A 15051-nucleotide genomic window follows, 5' to 3' on the forward strand; every position below is an offset into this window, starting at 1 on the left:
ACCCCTCTCTCTTCATGGGATTTCGTCTTTGACGGAATCCTCTTTTTTATGTAAATTACGTTTGAAACTGGAGCAAGTGGGGGTACAATAGAGGAAAATCCTCCATGTAAAGGATCTGAACTCTATGAAAGCAGTCCATAAACGGAATATAACGATTCTGGCCTTGATTGTTTTTCTGGCCGTTCTTGCCATAGAACATAAAGTGAAATCGGAGCCTAAGGCGGTTGCGGTCCTGCAGCAGACGGCGGAACCGGAGACTGGTGCATCTGCCGGACTCAAGGCGCCTCCTTTTACAGTGCAGGAAGGGGATAAGCAATATGGCGTCGACGGGGCAAGGGAGAAGCCGGTGATTCTTAACTTCTGGGCCTCCTGGTGCGATCCTTGCCGGCAGGAGGCTCCTGAGTTGAATAAGCTGGCTATGAAATACAGCAAGGTGCTGGATGTATACGGAATTAACGTGACCAGCCAGGATTACAAGCCCAATGCGGAACGCTTCGTCAAGAAGTACATGCTGACCTTTCCGGTGATGTATGATCTGAAGGGCCAGATCTTCGACAAGTATAACGGGGCGGTGTTCCCGACCAATGTATTGATTGATAAGAACGGAGTCATCAGCGAGATTATTCTGGGGGTCCTGAGCGCAGAGGAATTGGAGAAAAAGATTATTGCGCTGACTGGCTCTTAGCACCGGCGATCAGCCGCATAGTGAAAAGCCCTCCTGCGCGGAGAAAGTTCCGCAGCGGAGGGCTTTTTGGAGTGCATAGAGCGAAGCCAAGGAGGTCAGTGATTGACCAGACCTCTCGGTTCATTGCTGGTCTGGATGTCCTGCTCCAGTGAGATCTGTCCCAGAAGGGCATATCTCATAGAATCGACCAGGGCCTCCCAGCTCGCTTCGATCACATTGCTGGACACGCCTACCGTGTTCCAGGTGTCGCTATAGTCTTTGGATTCAATCAGCACGCGCACCTTCGCGGCAGTCTGGTCCTGTTCATCCAGCACACGTACCTTATAGTCGGAGAGGTGCATATCCTTAAGCTGAGGGAAGTAGGTCTGCAGCGCCTTGCGCAGTGCGTTATCCAGCGCGTTGACCGGTCCGTTGCCTTCGGCGGCGGTGTACAGGCTCTCGCCGCCGACCTTCAGCTTGACGAAGGCCTCGGAGACGACAGGGCGGCCGGCGGTCTTCTCAACCAGCATCTTGAACGACTCGAAGGTGAACAGCTCATTCATCTCGCCGGTCGCTTCCCGGAGCAGCAATTCAAGCGAAGCATCCGCGCCTTCGAACTGATACCCCTGGTGTTCAAGATTCTTGATCTTGTCAATCACCTTGCGCGCCTGCTCGCTGCTTGGATCAAGGCTGAGTCCCATCTCCTGCGCCTTGGACAGCACATTGCTCTGTCCGGCAAGCTCGGAGACCAGCACACGCTGCTTATTGCCGACCAACTCAGGGGCGATATGCTCGTACGTCCGTGAATCGCGCAAAATAGCAGATACGTGGATGCCGCCCTTGTGGGCGAATGCGGCTGTGCCGACATAAGGCTGATTCACCGGCATATTCACATTGGCAACCTCGCTGATGAACCGGGCCGTGTTGGTTAACTGCGGCAGGGAATCGCCAGGGATGCAGTGATAGCCCATCTTAAGCTGAAGTGTTGGAATGATGGAACACAGATTGGCATTGCCGCAGCGCTCGCCATAGCCGTTAATGGTCCCCTGAACCTGCCGGGCACCGGCACCGATTGCGCTCAGGGTGTTGGCAACCGCAAGCTCACAATCGTTGTGTGTATGAATACCGAGCGATGCTTCCGGGAGCAGCAAGCCGATGCTTGTCACAATATCATGAATCTCCTGCGGCAGGGTGCCGCCGTTCGTATCGCACATCACCAGCCAGTCTGCTCCGGCCTCGCGGGCACGGGTGAGAACAGCGGCGGCGTATTCAGGGTTGTTCTTGAAGCCGTCGAAGAAATGCTCTGCATCGAAGATGACCTCAAGCCCCTTACGCTTCAAATAAGAGATGGAGTCGAAGGTCATGGCCAGGTTCTCTTCCAGGGTGGTCTGCAGGGCAGTATGAACATGGAAATCCCACGATTTTCCTACCAGGGTAGCCGCCGGAACGCCAGCGTTAATTATCCGCTGCAGCCCCTCGTCCTGCTCAGTTACAGTGTTTTTGCGCCGGGTGCTGCCGAATGCGGTAATCTTGGCATTCAGATGAAGCTCCTGGACTCTTTTGAAAAATTCGATGTCCTTGTTGTTGCTTCCCGGATTGCCGCCTTCGATATAATGGACACCCAGATCGTCGAGTTTCCTGGCAATCTTCAGCTTGTCATCCGCCGACAGACTGATCCCCTCGCCTTGTGTTCCGTCGCGCAGGGTAGTATCGAAGATGGAGATAGACTTAGACATGAGTGTCCTCCTAAAAGTGTTATTAGCCTTCGCATAGGAAATTAATTTTTATATTATAGCATTTTTACGCGGGAAAGTAACAAAGAACTTTTCACCCCGCTGTCACGAGGCGCCTCTCCGGCAAGTTGACCTCCCGCCGGGGTAGAGGTATGCTGACAATAACAATGGAACCCCGAAGATAAGAAGGTGGATGCCATGCAGAGTGTGGATCAATTTTATCCGGCAAGCGGCAGGGTTATTCTGCATGTGGACATGAATGCCTTTTACTGTTCTGTGCATGAGGCGGAAGATCCGGAGCAATATAAAGGCAAGGCGACAGCAGTGGCGGGCAGCGTGGAGGCTAGAAGGGGAATTATCGTCACCTGCTCCTACGCCGCGCGCAGGCTGGGCATCTCCACGGGCATGCAGGTGCAGAAGGCGCTGCGGATTTGTCCTTCCTTAATGCTTATTAAGCCGGATTTCCATCTATACCGCAAGTACTCCAATGCATTCATGCAGATTGCCTACAGCTATACTCCGCTGCTCGAAGCCGTCTCCATAGACGAATGCTATCTCGATATCACCGGCTCCCGCCAATTCGGAACGCCGCCGGAGATTGCCGAGGCGCTACAGCGCCGGATTATGGAGGAGCTGGGTCTGCCTTGCTCCATCGGGATTGCCCCCAACAAGCTACTGGCAAAGATCGCTTCCGATCTGAAGAAGCCCAGCGGCATCTCCGTGCTGCGGCTGCGCGATGTGCCGTCCGTGCTGTGGGACAAGCCGTGCAATGAGATGTTCGGCATTGGCGGCAAGACGGCCGAGAAGCTGCGCAAGCTGGGCATCTACAGCATCGGACAGCTGGCGGCGGCGGATGAGGCGATGCTGGTCGGCCATTTCGGCGTCATGGGCGCCTGGCTGAAGCGGGCGGGGAACGGGATTGATCACGGGATCGTCAATCCTGAGCGGGAGCAGAGCAAATCCATCGGCCATACAACCACGCTGCCGCATGATGTGGTAGGCCTGGCTGAGGCACGCCCGATTCTGCTGAACCTGAGCGATCAGGTTGCGCGGAGGCTGAGGAAGCAGGGGCTGGTTGCAGCGGGGGTACAGCTGACGATCCGCACGCCGGATATGAAGACGATCACCCGCTCCCGCCAGCTTGAGGCTCCCACCGAGAGCGCCGAGGACATTTATAAGGTGGCATGCGACCAGTTCGCGCGCCACTGGAAGGGCGACAAGCCGGTGCGGCTGCTGGGGGTAACGCTCCAGGGGCTGATGCCCAAAGAGGAATCGGCTATTCAGCTGGATCTGTTCGACTACGAACGGCAGCCGAAGAAGGAGTCGCTTAATAAGGCGATGGATATGCTGCGCAACAAGTTCGGCGAGAATGCGGTGCTGACCGCAGGCATGCTGAGCGACAGCCACTCGGCGCGGCTGCGTAACCATAAGGAGCGGGGAACCTCGCTGCAGAAGGATAATCTGGGAGGCGCAGACAAGGATATAGACTTAAGTTAAGGCCCGGCATCAGCGGCTTGGAGCCCCGCAGAGAATGAGGCAATAATGTCAACACATTGAAATTTCATTGAAATTGTATCCTATTTATATTAATATGAGAAAAATAACAGGCTGCGACTGCAGGCTGTATAGTTAAGCGGGAGGCAGAGAAAAAATGGCTAAGTACACTTGGGTCGAGAAGGACACATGCATCGCTTGTGGTGCTTGTGGCGCGACGGCCCCTGATATTTTTGATTATGATGACGAAGGTTTGGCAGAAGTGATCTATGAGAACGACGGCAACCACGGTAATGTAGTGATTCCAGACGACTTGTTCGATGACCTGCAGGATTCAGCTGACGGATGCCCTACAGATTCCATTAAGATTGCAGATTCGCCTTTCAACAAAGAGGGCTAAGCTTCTGCCGTCTTCATAAAGACATCTCCGGACCGTGATAAATGCGGCTTGAGGTGTCTTTTTTTGCGTCCACTGCCGATATACAATAGAAGGTACATACGAATACATAACCATATACCACCAATAGTGGAGGCCAACATGAAGAATGCTCAGCATCTAAAAGCCTATGTACAGATGCATCCGGATAATAAGATGGCATGGTACTTGCTTGGTAAGGAATACTATAAGAACGGGCAGTATGGAAAAGCGAATTACTGCTATAATCAGGCCGGGGAAGTGTATGAGGCATTTGAACGCAGCAAGGTGCCCGCGGATATGCTGCAGCAGTATGAGGAAGGGCTGCTGGAATCGGCCCGGGAACGGCAGACTGCGAGGCTCAGGAAGCGCCGGGTGCTGCTGGCTCTAATGCTGCTGCTGCTCATGCTTATTCCGGCTGCCGTCGCACCGGGAATTCTGCCGGACAGTAAGGGGGCATCTGCGCCGGTCGCGAATATCTCAGCCGTGCTGCCGGAGACAGCAGAAGAGACGCGGGTAAGTCCGCAAGAACCGGCAAGTCTGGATTTCACGGCGGTAGCGGCGGACGCTGCTGCGGGGGGCGGGGGCCTGGCAGCCATCCTGAAGTCGGCGAAGACGCCTTCCGCCACCGCACTGCTCGGTATGAAGCGCTCGGGCAAATGGCTGCTGTGGAAGAAAGGGCTGCCGCTGGGGGCTACTCTTGCCAAGAGCGGAGAAGGGCGTATAGTCTATCAGTCCTATAATCCGGCAGCGTGCGCATGCCAGCCGCCGGATTCGGCGGAGCTTAAGCAGCAGGGGCTGGGCTGGCAGAAGCAGCAGGAGGAGCTGGCTGTGCTCTGGAGTGCGCTGCGTGCGTACAAGAGCAGCAAGGGAGCATATCCCGAAGCGGTACAGGAATTAGTGAAGCCGTTCCCGGCGAACGTGCTGGGCGGCATCACCCCGCTGATGAAGGAAGCCTTCGCACCTCTGCGCAGAGCCGCACGGGGAGAGGCGCCGCTGTTCTCAGCATCTCCGCAGCCGTCCGGCGGCCAAGATGCAGGTATTCCGGGGCAAGAGCAGACGGGCGGCGGAGCTCCAACGGCGGGGCCGGGGGAGAAGCTTTTTTTCAAAGAACCGCTTGCTATTATTGTAGATAAGCAAAACCACCGTCTGGCGGTCACCAGCGGCAATGTGATTTTACGGAATTATGCCGTAGGACTCGGCGGAGATAAGACCCCTGAAGGGGAGTTCTTCATTAAGGATAAAGTTGTGAACCCGAACGGGCGCGATAACGGGGAGTTCGGCAGCCGCGGCATGCAGCTCTCGGACAGTAATTATGCGATTCACGGGACGAATGAGCCGGATAGCATCGGCAAGGATGAGTCGCTGGGGTGTATCCGCATGAGCCGGAAGGATGTGGAGGAGCTGTTCGCCATGGTGCCGATGGGCACGAAGGTTCAAATCAGTCAAGGGGTTCTGCCTGAGGAGCTGGTCGTTCCGGAGGAGCGATTCCCTTCGGATTCGCCCCGTAATCAGACCAACCCCCATAAAGTATACCATTGGCTACATTAGTTCCCGGTAACGAGAAATAATACGACAATGAGAGCAATCAGCAGTACCAGGCTGGCGCTGATCCACAGAATGGCTTTGCGGTTGACTTCTTCTTTTTTTTGCTGGAGTGTGGGAGGTTTGCGTTTCGTTGACATTTGGTCACCCTTCTTTCTCTCTTATTCTGTGATAACCCTTACATGTGAGGATTGGCGGTGGTGCATGGAACTTGTACCCGCTCCTCTATTCTAGTCTGGATGAAAAGACAAGTCTAGCTGCAATCTCTTACGGTAGGGACTGGCTGGCCGAAGTCTTGGTCTATACAGAGGAATACCGGCTGGAGTATCATAAGGAAGGTTTTATGCAAGTGCGGCAGGGCGGGGACAATCGCTGCGGCAAAAAACTTTTCTTTTCCCCCGGAAACGGATAAAATTAAGAAGAAACCTATAGATACGGGAGTCGTTATGTCAATTGTGGTTCCCTTAAAGGAGCGAGAACGGTGCTGTATCGACATTTTGGTAAACCGATTTTCTTTAAAATGGACCCGGAGACGGCGCATCATCTCGTCATCGGCGGACTGAATAAAGCAGATCTGGTTCCCGGCGGGAGCGCGGCTATGCGCCTCATGTACGGGGTTCCTGAGACCGCTGACCTTGCAGTGGATCTGTTCGGGGTACATTTCCCGACCCCAGTGGGCTTAGCGGCAGGACTGGATAAGAATGCAGAAGCGGTAGGAGGGTTCTCTTCGATCGGCTTCGGATTTATGGAGGTAGGCACGGTAACTCCGGTAGGCCAGCCCGGCAATGACAGTCCCCGGCTGTTCCGGCTGCTGCCCGACAAGGCGCTCATTAACCGGATGGGCTTCAATAATGAAGGCGCGGAGGCCATGGCTGAACGCCTCAAGAAGCTGAAGAAGCGCAGAATTCCGGTGGCGGTCAATATCGGACGCAACAAGGCCACCCCGAATGAATTGGCACATGAGGATTACCGCAAGTGTATCCGTACGCTGTATCCGTACGGTGATTTTTTTGTGGTCAATATCAGCTCGCCGAATACCCCGGATCTCCGGAGTCTTCAGCATGGCAGCGAGCTCTCGAACCTGCTTAGCGAGGTTAAGGAAGAGATGGAGCTGCAGCGGGCGAAGACGGGCGCCGCGAAGGGGCTGCTGGTCAAGATTGCTCCCGATGTCAGTGACGCTGAGCTGGAATATATGGTACATACCATCACGGAAGCCGGAATGGACGGTATCATTGCCACCAATACGACCCTCTCCCGTGAAGGGCTGCAGAGCGACAAAGCCGGTGAGACGGGCGGGCTGAGCGGCCAGCCGCTGCGCGAACGTTCTACAGAGATTATCCGCAGAATCTATAGCCAGACGGGCGGCAAGCTGCCGATTATCGGGTCGGGAGGGATTTTTACAGCCCAGGATGCTTACGATAAGATACGGGCAGGCGCCAGTCTGGTCGAAATTTATACAGCACTCATCTATGAAGGGCCGGAGGTTAATCGCAGAGTGCATGCCGGACTACGGCAGCTGCTGCGGCGGGACGGCTTCGAGAGGCTCCTTGATGCGGTAGGCGCTGATCATCACTGAAGGATGAATGGACAGGAGGACAAGGCGATGGACGTCAGGGACTGGGGAACTTTTCTGCTTCCTTATGAACAAACGGTGGAGGAATTGAAGGTTAAATTCAAGACGATGCGCTCTGAACTCAAGAAAAGGGAAGAATATACGCCGATTGAATTCGTTACCGGCCGTGTGAAGCGGCTGTCTAGCATACTTGAGAAGGCCAAACGGTTAAATGTAAAAATGGAGGATCTGGAAACGGGCATCGAGGATATCGCCGGCATTCGCATTATGTGCCAGTTCGTCGAGGATATCCGCAGAGTGGCGGAATACATCCGTGCCCGCAAGGATCTTGAAGTGTTATATGAGAAGGACTACATTACCAACTATAAGGAAAGCGGCTACCGCAGCTTCCATATGATCATCCGCTATCCGGTACAGACTGCGCTGGGTCAAAAGATTGTACTGGCTGAAATTCAAATCCGTACACTGGCGATGAACTTCTGGGCAACCATTGAGCATTCGCTGAATTATAAATACCGGGAGAGCCTGCCCGATGAAATGCGGGTGCGCCTGAAGACGGCAGCAGAAGCGGCTTCCATTCTGGACAGCGAGATGTCGAGTATCCGGGAAGAGATTCTGGAGGCCCAGAAGACCTTCGAGGAGAACTCGAACATGACGACCCAACTGCTGAAGGCTATTCATCAGCTGTATTTCTATCATCTTGTGAATGAAGCGATTGAGAGCCAGGAACGGTTCAATGCGATCTGGCAGGCTCAGGATATGGATGCGATGAAGGAACTGCTGGACCATGTGCGCGAGCTGCTCTCGAATGCCAAGAAGGGCAGCGAGCCGGATGGCTTATGAGCCGCTGTATCTGGCCTACCTCATCTACTTCAACCGGGACAGGGATTATTTCGAATGTCATGAGGTGCTTGAGGAATTATGGCTGGAAAAGCAGCGTGATCCGTTATACAAGGCTCTGCTGCAGGTGGCAGTGGGGCTGTACCATTTCCGTAATGCCAATGTGCGCGGGGGCTTGATTCTGCTGAAGCAGTCTCATGAAGTACTGGGCAGATATCCGGCGGTGACGCTAGGTATTGATCTGGAGAAGCTGGTCCGGGAAGCGGGAGCGTATGTTGCCCGTCTGGAAGCTTACGAAGATCAGCCCTTTGATTATTATGATCTCACCATCCGCATCGTAGACCCCGTGCTGAAGGAAGAGGTCAGGCTGGCGGCAGAGTCCATTCAGCCTGTGGTGCCCCAGCGGCGCGGGCCGCAGCAGCCGGACAGACCGAGGAACAGGCCGGATGGCGCTTGACCATAGTAAGGCTACAACAGGAGCACCCGCAGGGGTGTTCCTGATTATTTGAGCGGGAGGAAGGCATCATGACAGCACAACTGCCCGGAGCTTTCGCGCGGCGTATGAAAGAGCTGCTGGGACCGGAATATGAGCAATTTACAGATACCTATCAGCAGTCACCTTACGGGGGAATCCGTGTCAATACACTGAAAATAACGGTGGACGGGCTGCGGGGGCGTTCCCCCTTCACCCTGGAGCCGATTCCCTGGTGCCCTTCGGGCTTCTATACCGGAGAGGGAGCCAGACCCGGCAAACATCCCTATTATCATGCCGGGCTGTACTATATTCAGGAGCCGAGTGCCATGGCCCCGGTTGAACTGCTGAACGTTCAGCCGGGGGACCGTGTGCTCGATCTGTGCGCAGCCCCGGGCGGTAAATCTACCCAGATTGCCGCCAAGCTGCAAGGCGAAGGCCTGCTGGTCTCGAATGACCTGCATCCTGAACGGACGAAGGCACTCGCCAAGAATCTGGAGCTGTACGGGGTACGGAACGGCATTGTCCTGAATGAGCGCCCGGAGCGGATTGCGGCGGCCTTCCCCCGCTTCTTCGACCGGATTCTGATTGACGCGCCGTGTTCGGGTGAAGGTATGTTCCGCAAGGACGAGGATATGGTTAGACAGTGGGAGCCGGGAACCCCGGACAAATATGCGGAGATGCAGCGTGAGATTCTGCAGACGGCAGCCACGGCGCTGAAGCCGGGCGGAACTATGGTCTACTCGACGTGCACCTTCGCGCCGGAAGAGGACGAGGAACTGGTGGCCGGATTCCTGGCTGGCCATCCGCAGTTCTCGCTGGTTCCCGTAGGCGGAACCGGCCCGTTCGCTGCCGGACTCGGCCCATTGCCGGGTGCGGCGCGGCTGTGGCCGCATAAGGTCAAGGGGGAAGGGCATTTCATGGCTGTATTGCGCCATGACGGAAGTGGCGGACCTGCGAGCGAGGCATTTGAGGCCGGGGCAGCAGAGAATGGAGCTACGGTGACAGACACTTTAGAGAAGGTAAAAGCACGAAATGATAAGAGAGAGAGAAGTCTGTCTGCCGCGCCCCGGAGCACGGCTGCGAAAACAGACTTTCACAGTAAGGCAGTTCCCGGCAGGGCAGATCACGGCCGGGGCGGCAAGGGAGGACGCGGATCTGGACACGGCTCCGGCTCTGGTAGAGCCGGAACGGGTCCAGGTCCGCAGTCACAGCGAACTGGCGGGGAAGCGCTAGCGTTCGCGGTCTATGCGGACTTTATTCAAGAGCTGCTGGGGACACAGCCGCCCGGACATGCCATATGGTTCGGCGATCATCTATATCTCTCCCCGTTGCCGCGTGAAGCGCTGGACGGTCTGAAGACGGTTCGGCCGGGCTGGTATGTGGGGCAGATCAAGAGCGGCAGATTTGTTCCCGGTCATCCGCTCGCTACAGCACTGCGTCCTGAGGAATGCAGCCGCTCGGTATCGCTATCCAGCGCCAGCGGGGAAGCGGTGTCCTACCTGAAGGGGGAGACCCTGTCGATCCCCGCAGAGCGCCTGTCCGTTAAGGAAGGACATGCTTACAAAGGCTATACCCTCGTCTGCATCGACGGCTTCAGCGCAGGCTGGGGCAAATGGCAGGACGGGCTGCTGAAGAACGAATATCCCGCAGGCTGGAGGTGGACTTAGAGTATGGCTACAGGAGGAAATGCAAATAAGAAGCAACGGATTGACAAGGTGCTGTCCCACATGGGGATCGGCTCGCGCAGCGATATCCGCAAGCAGGCCAAGCAGGGCCTGATCACAGTAAATGGAGCTGTCGTCAAAGACAGCGGGTTCCATGTAGACCCGCAGCAGGACCGCATAGAGGTTGGCGGGGAGCCGGTCCTCTACCGGGAATTCATCTATCTGATGATGAATAAACCCCCGGGCGTGTTATCCGCCACCGAGGATAAACGGGACCGCACGGTTCTGGACCTGCTGAAGCAGGAGCATGCGCTGTTTGAGCCTTTCCCGGTCGGGCGGCTGGATAAGGATACCGTGGGTCTGCTGCTGCTTACCAATGACGGCAAGCTGGCACATGAGCTGCTGTCCCCGCGCAAGCATGTCCCCAAGACCTACGAGGCCACCGTGGAGGGTGAGGTCGATGCGGCGGATGTGGCTGCTTTTGCCGAGGGTGTTACGCTTGAGGATGGTTATGTGACCCTGCCCGCGCAGCTTAGCATTCTGAGCAGAGAACGGGGCAGCCGTGTGCTGTCGTATATCTCACTCACCATTACGGAAGGCAAATTCCATCAGGTGAAGCGGATGTTCGTAGCTGTCGGGAAGAAGGTAGTGTTCCTGAAGCGGGTGTCGATGGGCGAATTGAAGCTGGACGAGACGCTGCCCGAGGGAGCTTGCCGGGAGCTCACGGCCCGTGAGCTGGAGCTGCTGCGCGGCGGCAGGGCTGCGGAATAGAGGTATACTATACAGAGATAGGATGATGGGGTATGAAATACAAACTGATTGCACTGGATGTAGACGGAACACTGCTGAATGATGATCATCAGCTCAGCGAAGAGAACAAAGCGGCGGTTGCTGAGGTCACGCGTCAGGGCGGGCAGATTGTACTCTGCACAGGGCGCAGTCCGCAGAATTCGATTCCTTTTATGGAGGAGATGGGCTTGTCGGGGTATGTGCTGGGCCATAACGGAGCGGCTACGGTGAGTGTCAAGGACCGTAAGGTACTGCACCAGTACGGGCTGGACGCCAGAGGGCTGGACCCGTATATCGCCTATTGCCGCGAGCGTGATATCCATTTTGATGTGAATACGGCATTTGAGATGTATGTGGATAATGTGGAGAACCTGACGAAGGAAGCCCACTTTATGTATGAGCATTTCCGGATTATGCCTGAATCCCTTCCAGCCTGGGAGGAGTTCCGCGAACCGATTGTGAAATTCACTGTGTTCACACAGTCCGATATTCTGGATGAAGCGCAGCGGGAGTGGGCTACTTGGGGAGAGCAATACAATATTCTGCGCAGCGGAGAGTTCTTCGTTGATCTCATGCACCCGGAATCCTCCAAAGGCAATGCCCTGAAGCATCTGGCAGCTGAGCTTGGCATTCCGCAAGAGCAGGTGCTGTCGATCGGCAACTATTATAATGATATCTCCATGCTGACGTATGCCGGTCTGGGCGTGGCGATGGATAACTCTCCGGTGGAGGTTAAAGCAGCCGCAGATGTGATCACCGGCACCAATAATGAGAACGGTGTGCGCGATGCGCTGGTAAAATATTGTTTGTCTTGATGATGCGAATAACGGAAAAAGCAGCCTGCCCCCTTAAAGGGGGCGGGCTGCTTGAGGTCCGTGTGCTGTGCTGCTTATAGCGGAATTAGACGAACAACGAACGGGAAATGATTACGAGCAATATGAAGAGTACCAAGATCGCACCGGTCGAAGTGAAGCCTACACCTGCACCCATGTCTGATTCCTCCCTTGATTCATGTCTGTTCCCACTTGCCGCCTTAAGTCCGGCGGACCTCCATGGGATAATGACATCATATGCTTGTGAAGGATTCGTGAACTGGTCAGCAGCCTAAACTTCGTCAATATGGGCTGCCCTGATCCGCAGACCCTTGGGCAAATGATTCTTGAGCTGGCCGGAGCTGGCTTTGCCCCAGCCTACGGGCAAGCCGTCTACGGTTACCAGCGTCCAGCCATGCAGGCTTGGCGGAACCGGCAGACTCTCGCCGCGCAGCCAGGCCTGGATCTCCGTGCCGTCCGCAGGCATATCATAGCTGCGCGCCGCCTGATCCGGCCGGAGTGTCATGGCCAGGGCGTGGGCGGGCTCGATCCGGTTTTTCTTAAGATGGGCAATATGCAGTCCGGCACGCGGCACCTTGAGCCCGTCCAGTATCCCGGTGTGCAGCCGCTCATTGAATGCCTCAGGCAGCAGATACAGGGATTCGCCGAAAAGAAGCGGGACGCCGCGATCGGCGAATCCGGGCAGCTCTGCCGCCGCCCAGCTCATGAACTGTTGATAGGCCTCCCTAAGCGTAGCACTTGTCTTCGGACCGTCACTGCCGCGTTCACCGCGCTTGCCCCGGCTCTTGCGCGGAGCAGAATCCGCCGGGTCTGCTGAAGCCGCCTTGTGCAGCAGGGCCACGAAATGCCCTTCGCCCCGCTCCAGATGCGGCCACAGCCGCTTCGTAACGATCAGCTCCATATCGGGATAGGTCTGTACGAAGCGCTCCATCGTCTCCTCATTCTCCTGGCGGTTGAAGGTACAGGTCGAATAGACCATATGGCCGCCAGTCTTCAGCATCAGATAAGCATCCTGCAGAATATCCCACTGTCTGGCTACACAGATCTCCACATGCTTCGGGGACCATTCGTCTATCGCCGCAGGGTCTTTGCGGAACATGCCTTCACCGGAGCAAGGCGCGTCCAGCATAATGCGGTCGAACACCTCAGGGAATCTTTTGGAGAGATCACTAGGGGCTGCGGAGGTAACCAGCGTGTTGCTTATACCGAGCCGCTCGACGTTTTCGGCCAGGATTTTGGCCCGCTCCGGGTGAATTTCATTGGAGATAAGCAGCCCTTCCCCTTGCATCAGTGCGGCGATATGGGTGGTTTTGCCGCCGGGAGCGGCCGCGAGGTCGAGAACGATCTCTCCGGGAAGCGGCTTCAGCAGCTCGGCTGCGGACATTGCGGAGGGCTCCTGAATATAATATAGTCCGGCGGTATGATACGGATGTCTCCCCGGGCGAGCGGGGTCTTCGTAATAGAAGCCTGACGGACACCATGTTACCTGTGACAGGCCGAATTGCGGGATTGCCTGCTCCGCTGCGGTGCGGCTGGAAGGTGTACTGCTTTTTAAAGTATTGAACCGCAGACCCTGGGTCCGCGCAGCAAGATAGCTCTTCAGAAAAGCGTCCGCCGAATCCCCCAGCATCTCTCTAATATTGGCGGTGTAAGCGGCAGGCAGTCGTTCTTCATTCATAAATCACTCTCCTCTAGTCCAAGTTCAAGATAAGTAAAGCTGTCATCTTAGTTGCTGTTTCTCGTGGATACCGATAAAATTAAGATATGGAACCTTAGCGTACCTATACCTGCAGCAGTACCCGAAATTGTAATTGTACATATACACAACTATATCATAATTGCCGGGCTTCACCGTAAATAGGGCAATTGTAAAGGGAGATGTACCTATATGAACTTGCTGCAAGCGCTATTCTTCCCGCCGGAGCAGCCCGGTGGTGTATCTTCTATGATCCCTTATCTCCAGGAACGCTTCCGGTCCAGCCGCTGGGAGATGGATTTGTTCTGGCTGCCCAAGCGCATCCGGGGCAAGGGACGCGAAGACATCGTCTTCGAGACCTTCGACTGGACAGTGTACGGCGAAAGTCCGGTTGTGCAAAAATACATTCAGACCTACCGGGATTACATTTGGTGGACCAAGCTGCGCATGAGCAAAAAATATGATCTGATCCATGCCCATCATCCGATTGCAGGGCTGGCGATGAAGAGAATTTATCCTGATGTTCCCTTGATTCAGACGCTGCACTCCAGCTATGAGCGTGAATTGATTCTGAACGGGTTGATCCGCGAGGGGGGGCTTGAGCATCAGTTCCTGGTCGCGATTTACCGGGAGCTGGAGCAGGTGAGTGACCGGCTGATGACGGTTTCGCGTGCTTTTGCCGATTATGTGACTCCTTATATTGACCAGCCTGACAGCATTGGAGTCATTCCCAACGGATTCGATGAGAAGCGGTTCAAGCCTGTCCCGCATGAGAATGACATTCCGCAGCTGGTCACAGTTACCCGTCTCGTACCGGCCAAAGGCATAGATATTCTGTTCAAGGCCTGTGCCGAGCTGAAGAAGCGGGGGCATGAATATGTGCTGCATATCATCGGGGACGGACCGAGCCGGGCGGAGCTGGAGCAGCTTGCGCAGAAGCTGGGCATCTATAATGAGACTATTTTTTACGGCTATACGCTGCATCCTGAGGAATTCATGCCGTTCTTCGATATCTTCGTATTGCCTTCGCGGGCGGAGGCGTTCGGTTCGGTGTTTGCCGAGGCTGCGCTGAGCTGTCTGGCGCTGGTCGGGACGAATGTGGGCGGTATTCCCGAGCAGATTGAGGACGGGGTGAACGGGCTGCTGGTGAATCCGGATGATGAGCTGGGACTGGCAGATGCCCTGGAAAAAGTGATCACGGACCCCGGCTACCGCTATGAGCTGTCGCGTTCGGCCTGGGATAAAGCAAAGAGCCTCTACTCCCTGACCCGTGTAGCCAATGAGCTGAAGAAAACCTATCTGCAGTTCCAGCCAGGAATGAAGGGGTGAG

Annotated in this window: 15 protein-coding genes; 11 read left to right on the top strand and 4 right to left on the bottom strand. The window is 55.6% G+C overall.

Annotated features, from left to right (window positions below):
- Positions 1–124 precede the first annotated feature (124 nt).
- Positions 125–685, top strand: coding sequence for a TlpA family protein disulfide reductase (locus tag MKY86_RS09940; RefSeq protein ID WP_076078437.1), 561 nt, complete (start codon positions 125–127; stop codon positions 683–685).
- A 95-nt stretch (positions 686–780) separates the two neighbouring features.
- Here MKY86_RS09940 and cimA read toward each other — a convergent pair whose 3' ends face one another.
- On the bottom strand, positions 781–2400 hold the full coding sequence (gene cimA / locus MKY86_RS09945; protein WP_076078438.1) for a citramalate synthase: 1620 nt from the start codon (positions 2398–2400) through the stop codon (positions 781–783).
- A gap of 195 nt (positions 2401–2595) precedes the next feature.
- On the opposite strand from cimA, the gene MKY86_RS09950 reads away from it, so the two are divergent.
- The 3 genes from MKY86_RS09950 to MKY86_RS09960 all read left to right on the top strand — a co-directional run bounded on the left by MKY86_RS09950 (position 2596) and on the right by MKY86_RS09960 (position 5857).
- Entirely contained in the window at positions 2596–3894 is a 1299-nt protein-coding gene (locus tag MKY86_RS09950) for a DNA polymerase IV (protein ID WP_076078440.1), read from the top strand.
- 154 nt (positions 3895–4048) lie between these two features.
- Positions 4049–4291: a ferredoxin gene (locus tag MKY86_RS09955; RefSeq protein WP_076078441.1), complete on the top strand. Its 243-nt coding sequence runs from the start codon at positions 4049–4051 to the stop codon at positions 4289–4291.
- A gap of 138 nt (positions 4292–4429) precedes the next feature.
- Entirely contained in the window at positions 4430–5857 is a 1428-nt protein-coding gene (locus MKY86_RS09960; RefSeq protein ID WP_076078443.1) for a L,D-transpeptidase family protein, read from the top strand.
- Here the strand turns inward: MKY86_RS09960 and MKY86_RS09965 are convergent.
- Complete coding sequence (locus MKY86_RS09965) at positions 5854–5991, bottom strand: hypothetical protein (RefSeq protein WP_340826796.1); 138 nt, start codon at positions 5989–5991, stop codon at positions 5854–5856. The genes MKY86_RS09960 and MKY86_RS09965 overlap by 4 nt on opposite strands.
- Positions 5992–6332: 341 nt before the next feature.
- Between MKY86_RS09965 and MKY86_RS09970 the strand changes: the two genes are divergently transcribed.
- From MKY86_RS09970 to MKY86_RS09995, 6 genes are all read left to right on the top strand, one after another.
- A complete protein-coding gene (locus MKY86_RS09970) occupies positions 6333–7427 on the top strand; it encodes a quinone-dependent dihydroorotate dehydrogenase (RefSeq protein WP_076078446.1) in 1095 nt (364 codons plus the stop codon).
- Positions 7428–7454: 27 nt separating this feature from the next.
- A complete protein-coding gene (locus tag MKY86_RS09975; protein WP_036725183.1) occupies positions 7455–8267 on the top strand; it encodes a GTP pyrophosphokinase in 813 nt (270 codons plus the stop codon).
- Positions 8257–8721: a DUF309 domain-containing protein gene (locus MKY86_RS09980; RefSeq protein ID WP_076078448.1), complete on the top strand. Its 465-nt coding sequence runs from the start codon at positions 8257–8259 to the stop codon at positions 8719–8721. The genes MKY86_RS09975 and MKY86_RS09980 overlap by 11 nt, the downstream gene beginning before the upstream one ends.
- Before the next feature lie 68 nt (positions 8722–8789).
- Positions 8790–10406 (top strand): RsmB/NOP family class I SAM-dependent RNA methyltransferase, encoded by a 1617-nt coding sequence (locus MKY86_RS09985; RefSeq protein WP_076078450.1) that lies wholly within the window; start codon positions 8790–8792, stop codon positions 10404–10406.
- Between the two features lie 3 nt (positions 10407–10409).
- Positions 10410–11174, top strand: coding sequence for a pseudouridine synthase (locus tag MKY86_RS09990; RefSeq protein ID WP_076078451.1), 765 nt, complete (start codon positions 10410–10412; stop codon positions 11172–11174).
- A 32-nt stretch (positions 11175–11206) separates the two neighbouring features.
- The gene (locus tag MKY86_RS09995; protein ID WP_076078453.1) at positions 11207–12007 is read left to right on the top strand and encodes a Cof-type HAD-IIB family hydrolase; all 801 of its coding nucleotides are present in this window, start codon (positions 11207–11209) and stop codon (positions 12005–12007) included.
- Positions 12008–12092: 85 nt separating this feature from the next.
- On the opposite strand, the gene MKY86_RS10000 is transcribed toward MKY86_RS09995, so the two are convergent.
- Positions 12093–12182, bottom strand: coding sequence for a sporulation protein YjcZ (locus MKY86_RS10000; protein WP_143803672.1), 90 nt, complete (start codon positions 12180–12182; stop codon positions 12093–12095).
- Positions 12183–12296: 114 nt separating this feature from the next.
- Positions 12297–13703 (bottom strand): RsmF rRNA methyltransferase first C-terminal domain-containing protein, encoded by a 1407-nt coding sequence (locus MKY86_RS10005; protein ID WP_076078454.1) that lies wholly within the window; start codon positions 13701–13703, stop codon positions 12297–12299.
- Between the two features lie 210 nt (positions 13704–13913).
- Here MKY86_RS10005 and MKY86_RS10010 point away from each other — a divergent pair, with 210 nt between their 5' ends.
- Positions 13914–15050 carry a glycosyltransferase family 4 protein gene (locus MKY86_RS10010; protein ID WP_076078456.1) on the top strand — a complete coding sequence of 379 codons (1137 nt, stop codon included), beginning with the start codon at positions 13914–13916 and terminating at the stop codon, positions 15048–15050.
- Position 15051: the final 1 nt, after the last annotated feature.

This window comes from Paenibacillus sp. FSL R7-0333 (assembly GCF_038000365.1).
Taxonomy (GTDB): Bacteria; Bacillota; Bacilli; order Paenibacillales; family Paenibacillaceae; genus Paenibacillus_AQ; species Paenibacillus_AQ silagei.

Bases quoted from the DNA above. Each gene is read 5' to 3' on its own strand.
- MKY86_RS09980 (WP_076078448.1), top strand. From the start codon at position 8,257: ATGGCTTATGAGCCGCTGTATCTGGCCTACCTCATCTACTTCAACCGG.
- cimA (WP_076078438.1), bottom strand. From the start codon at position 2,400: ATGTCTAAGTCTATCTCCATCTTCGATACTACCCTGCGCGACGGAACA.
- MKY86_RS09960 (WP_076078443.1), top strand. From the start codon at position 4,430: ATGAAGAATGCTCAGCATCTAAAAGCCTATGTACAGATGCATCCGGAT.
- MKY86_RS09975 (WP_036725183.1), top strand. From the start codon at position 7,455: ATGGACGTCAGGGACTGGGGAACTTTTCTGCTTCCTTATGAACAAACG.
- MKY86_RS09950 (WP_076078440.1), top strand. From the start codon at position 2,596: ATGCAGAGTGTGGATCAATTTTATCCGGCAAGCGGCAGGGTTATTCTG.
- MKY86_RS09990 (WP_076078451.1), top strand. From the start codon at position 10,410: ATGGCTACAGGAGGAAATGCAAATAAGAAGCAACGGATTGACAAGGTG.
- MKY86_RS09985 (WP_076078450.1), top strand. From the start codon at position 8,790: ATGACAGCACAACTGCCCGGAGCTTTCGCGCGGCGTATGAAAGAGCTG.
- MKY86_RS09955 (WP_076078441.1), top strand. From the start codon at position 4,049: ATGGCTAAGTACACTTGGGTCGAGAAGGACACATGCATCGCTTGTGGT.
- MKY86_RS09965 (WP_340826796.1), bottom strand. From the start codon at position 5,991: ATGTCAACGAAACGCAAACCTCCCACACTCCAGCAAAAAAAAGAAGAA.
- MKY86_RS09995 (WP_076078453.1), top strand. From the start codon at position 11,207: ATGAAATACAAACTGATTGCACTGGATGTAGACGGAACACTGCTGAAT.
- MKY86_RS10005 (WP_076078454.1), bottom strand. From the start codon at position 13,703: ATGAATGAAGAACGACTGCCTGCCGCTTACACCGCCAATATTAGAGAG.
- MKY86_RS10010 (WP_076078456.1), top strand. From the start codon at position 13,914: ATGAACTTGCTGCAAGCGCTATTCTTCCCGCCGGAGCAGCCCGGTGGT.
- MKY86_RS10000 (WP_143803672.1), bottom strand. From the start codon at position 12,182: ATGGGTGCAGGTGTAGGCTTCACTTCGACCGGTGCGATCTTGGTACTC.
- MKY86_RS09940 (WP_076078437.1), top strand. From the start codon at position 125: ATGAAAGCAGTCCATAAACGGAATATAACGATTCTGGCCTTGATTGTT.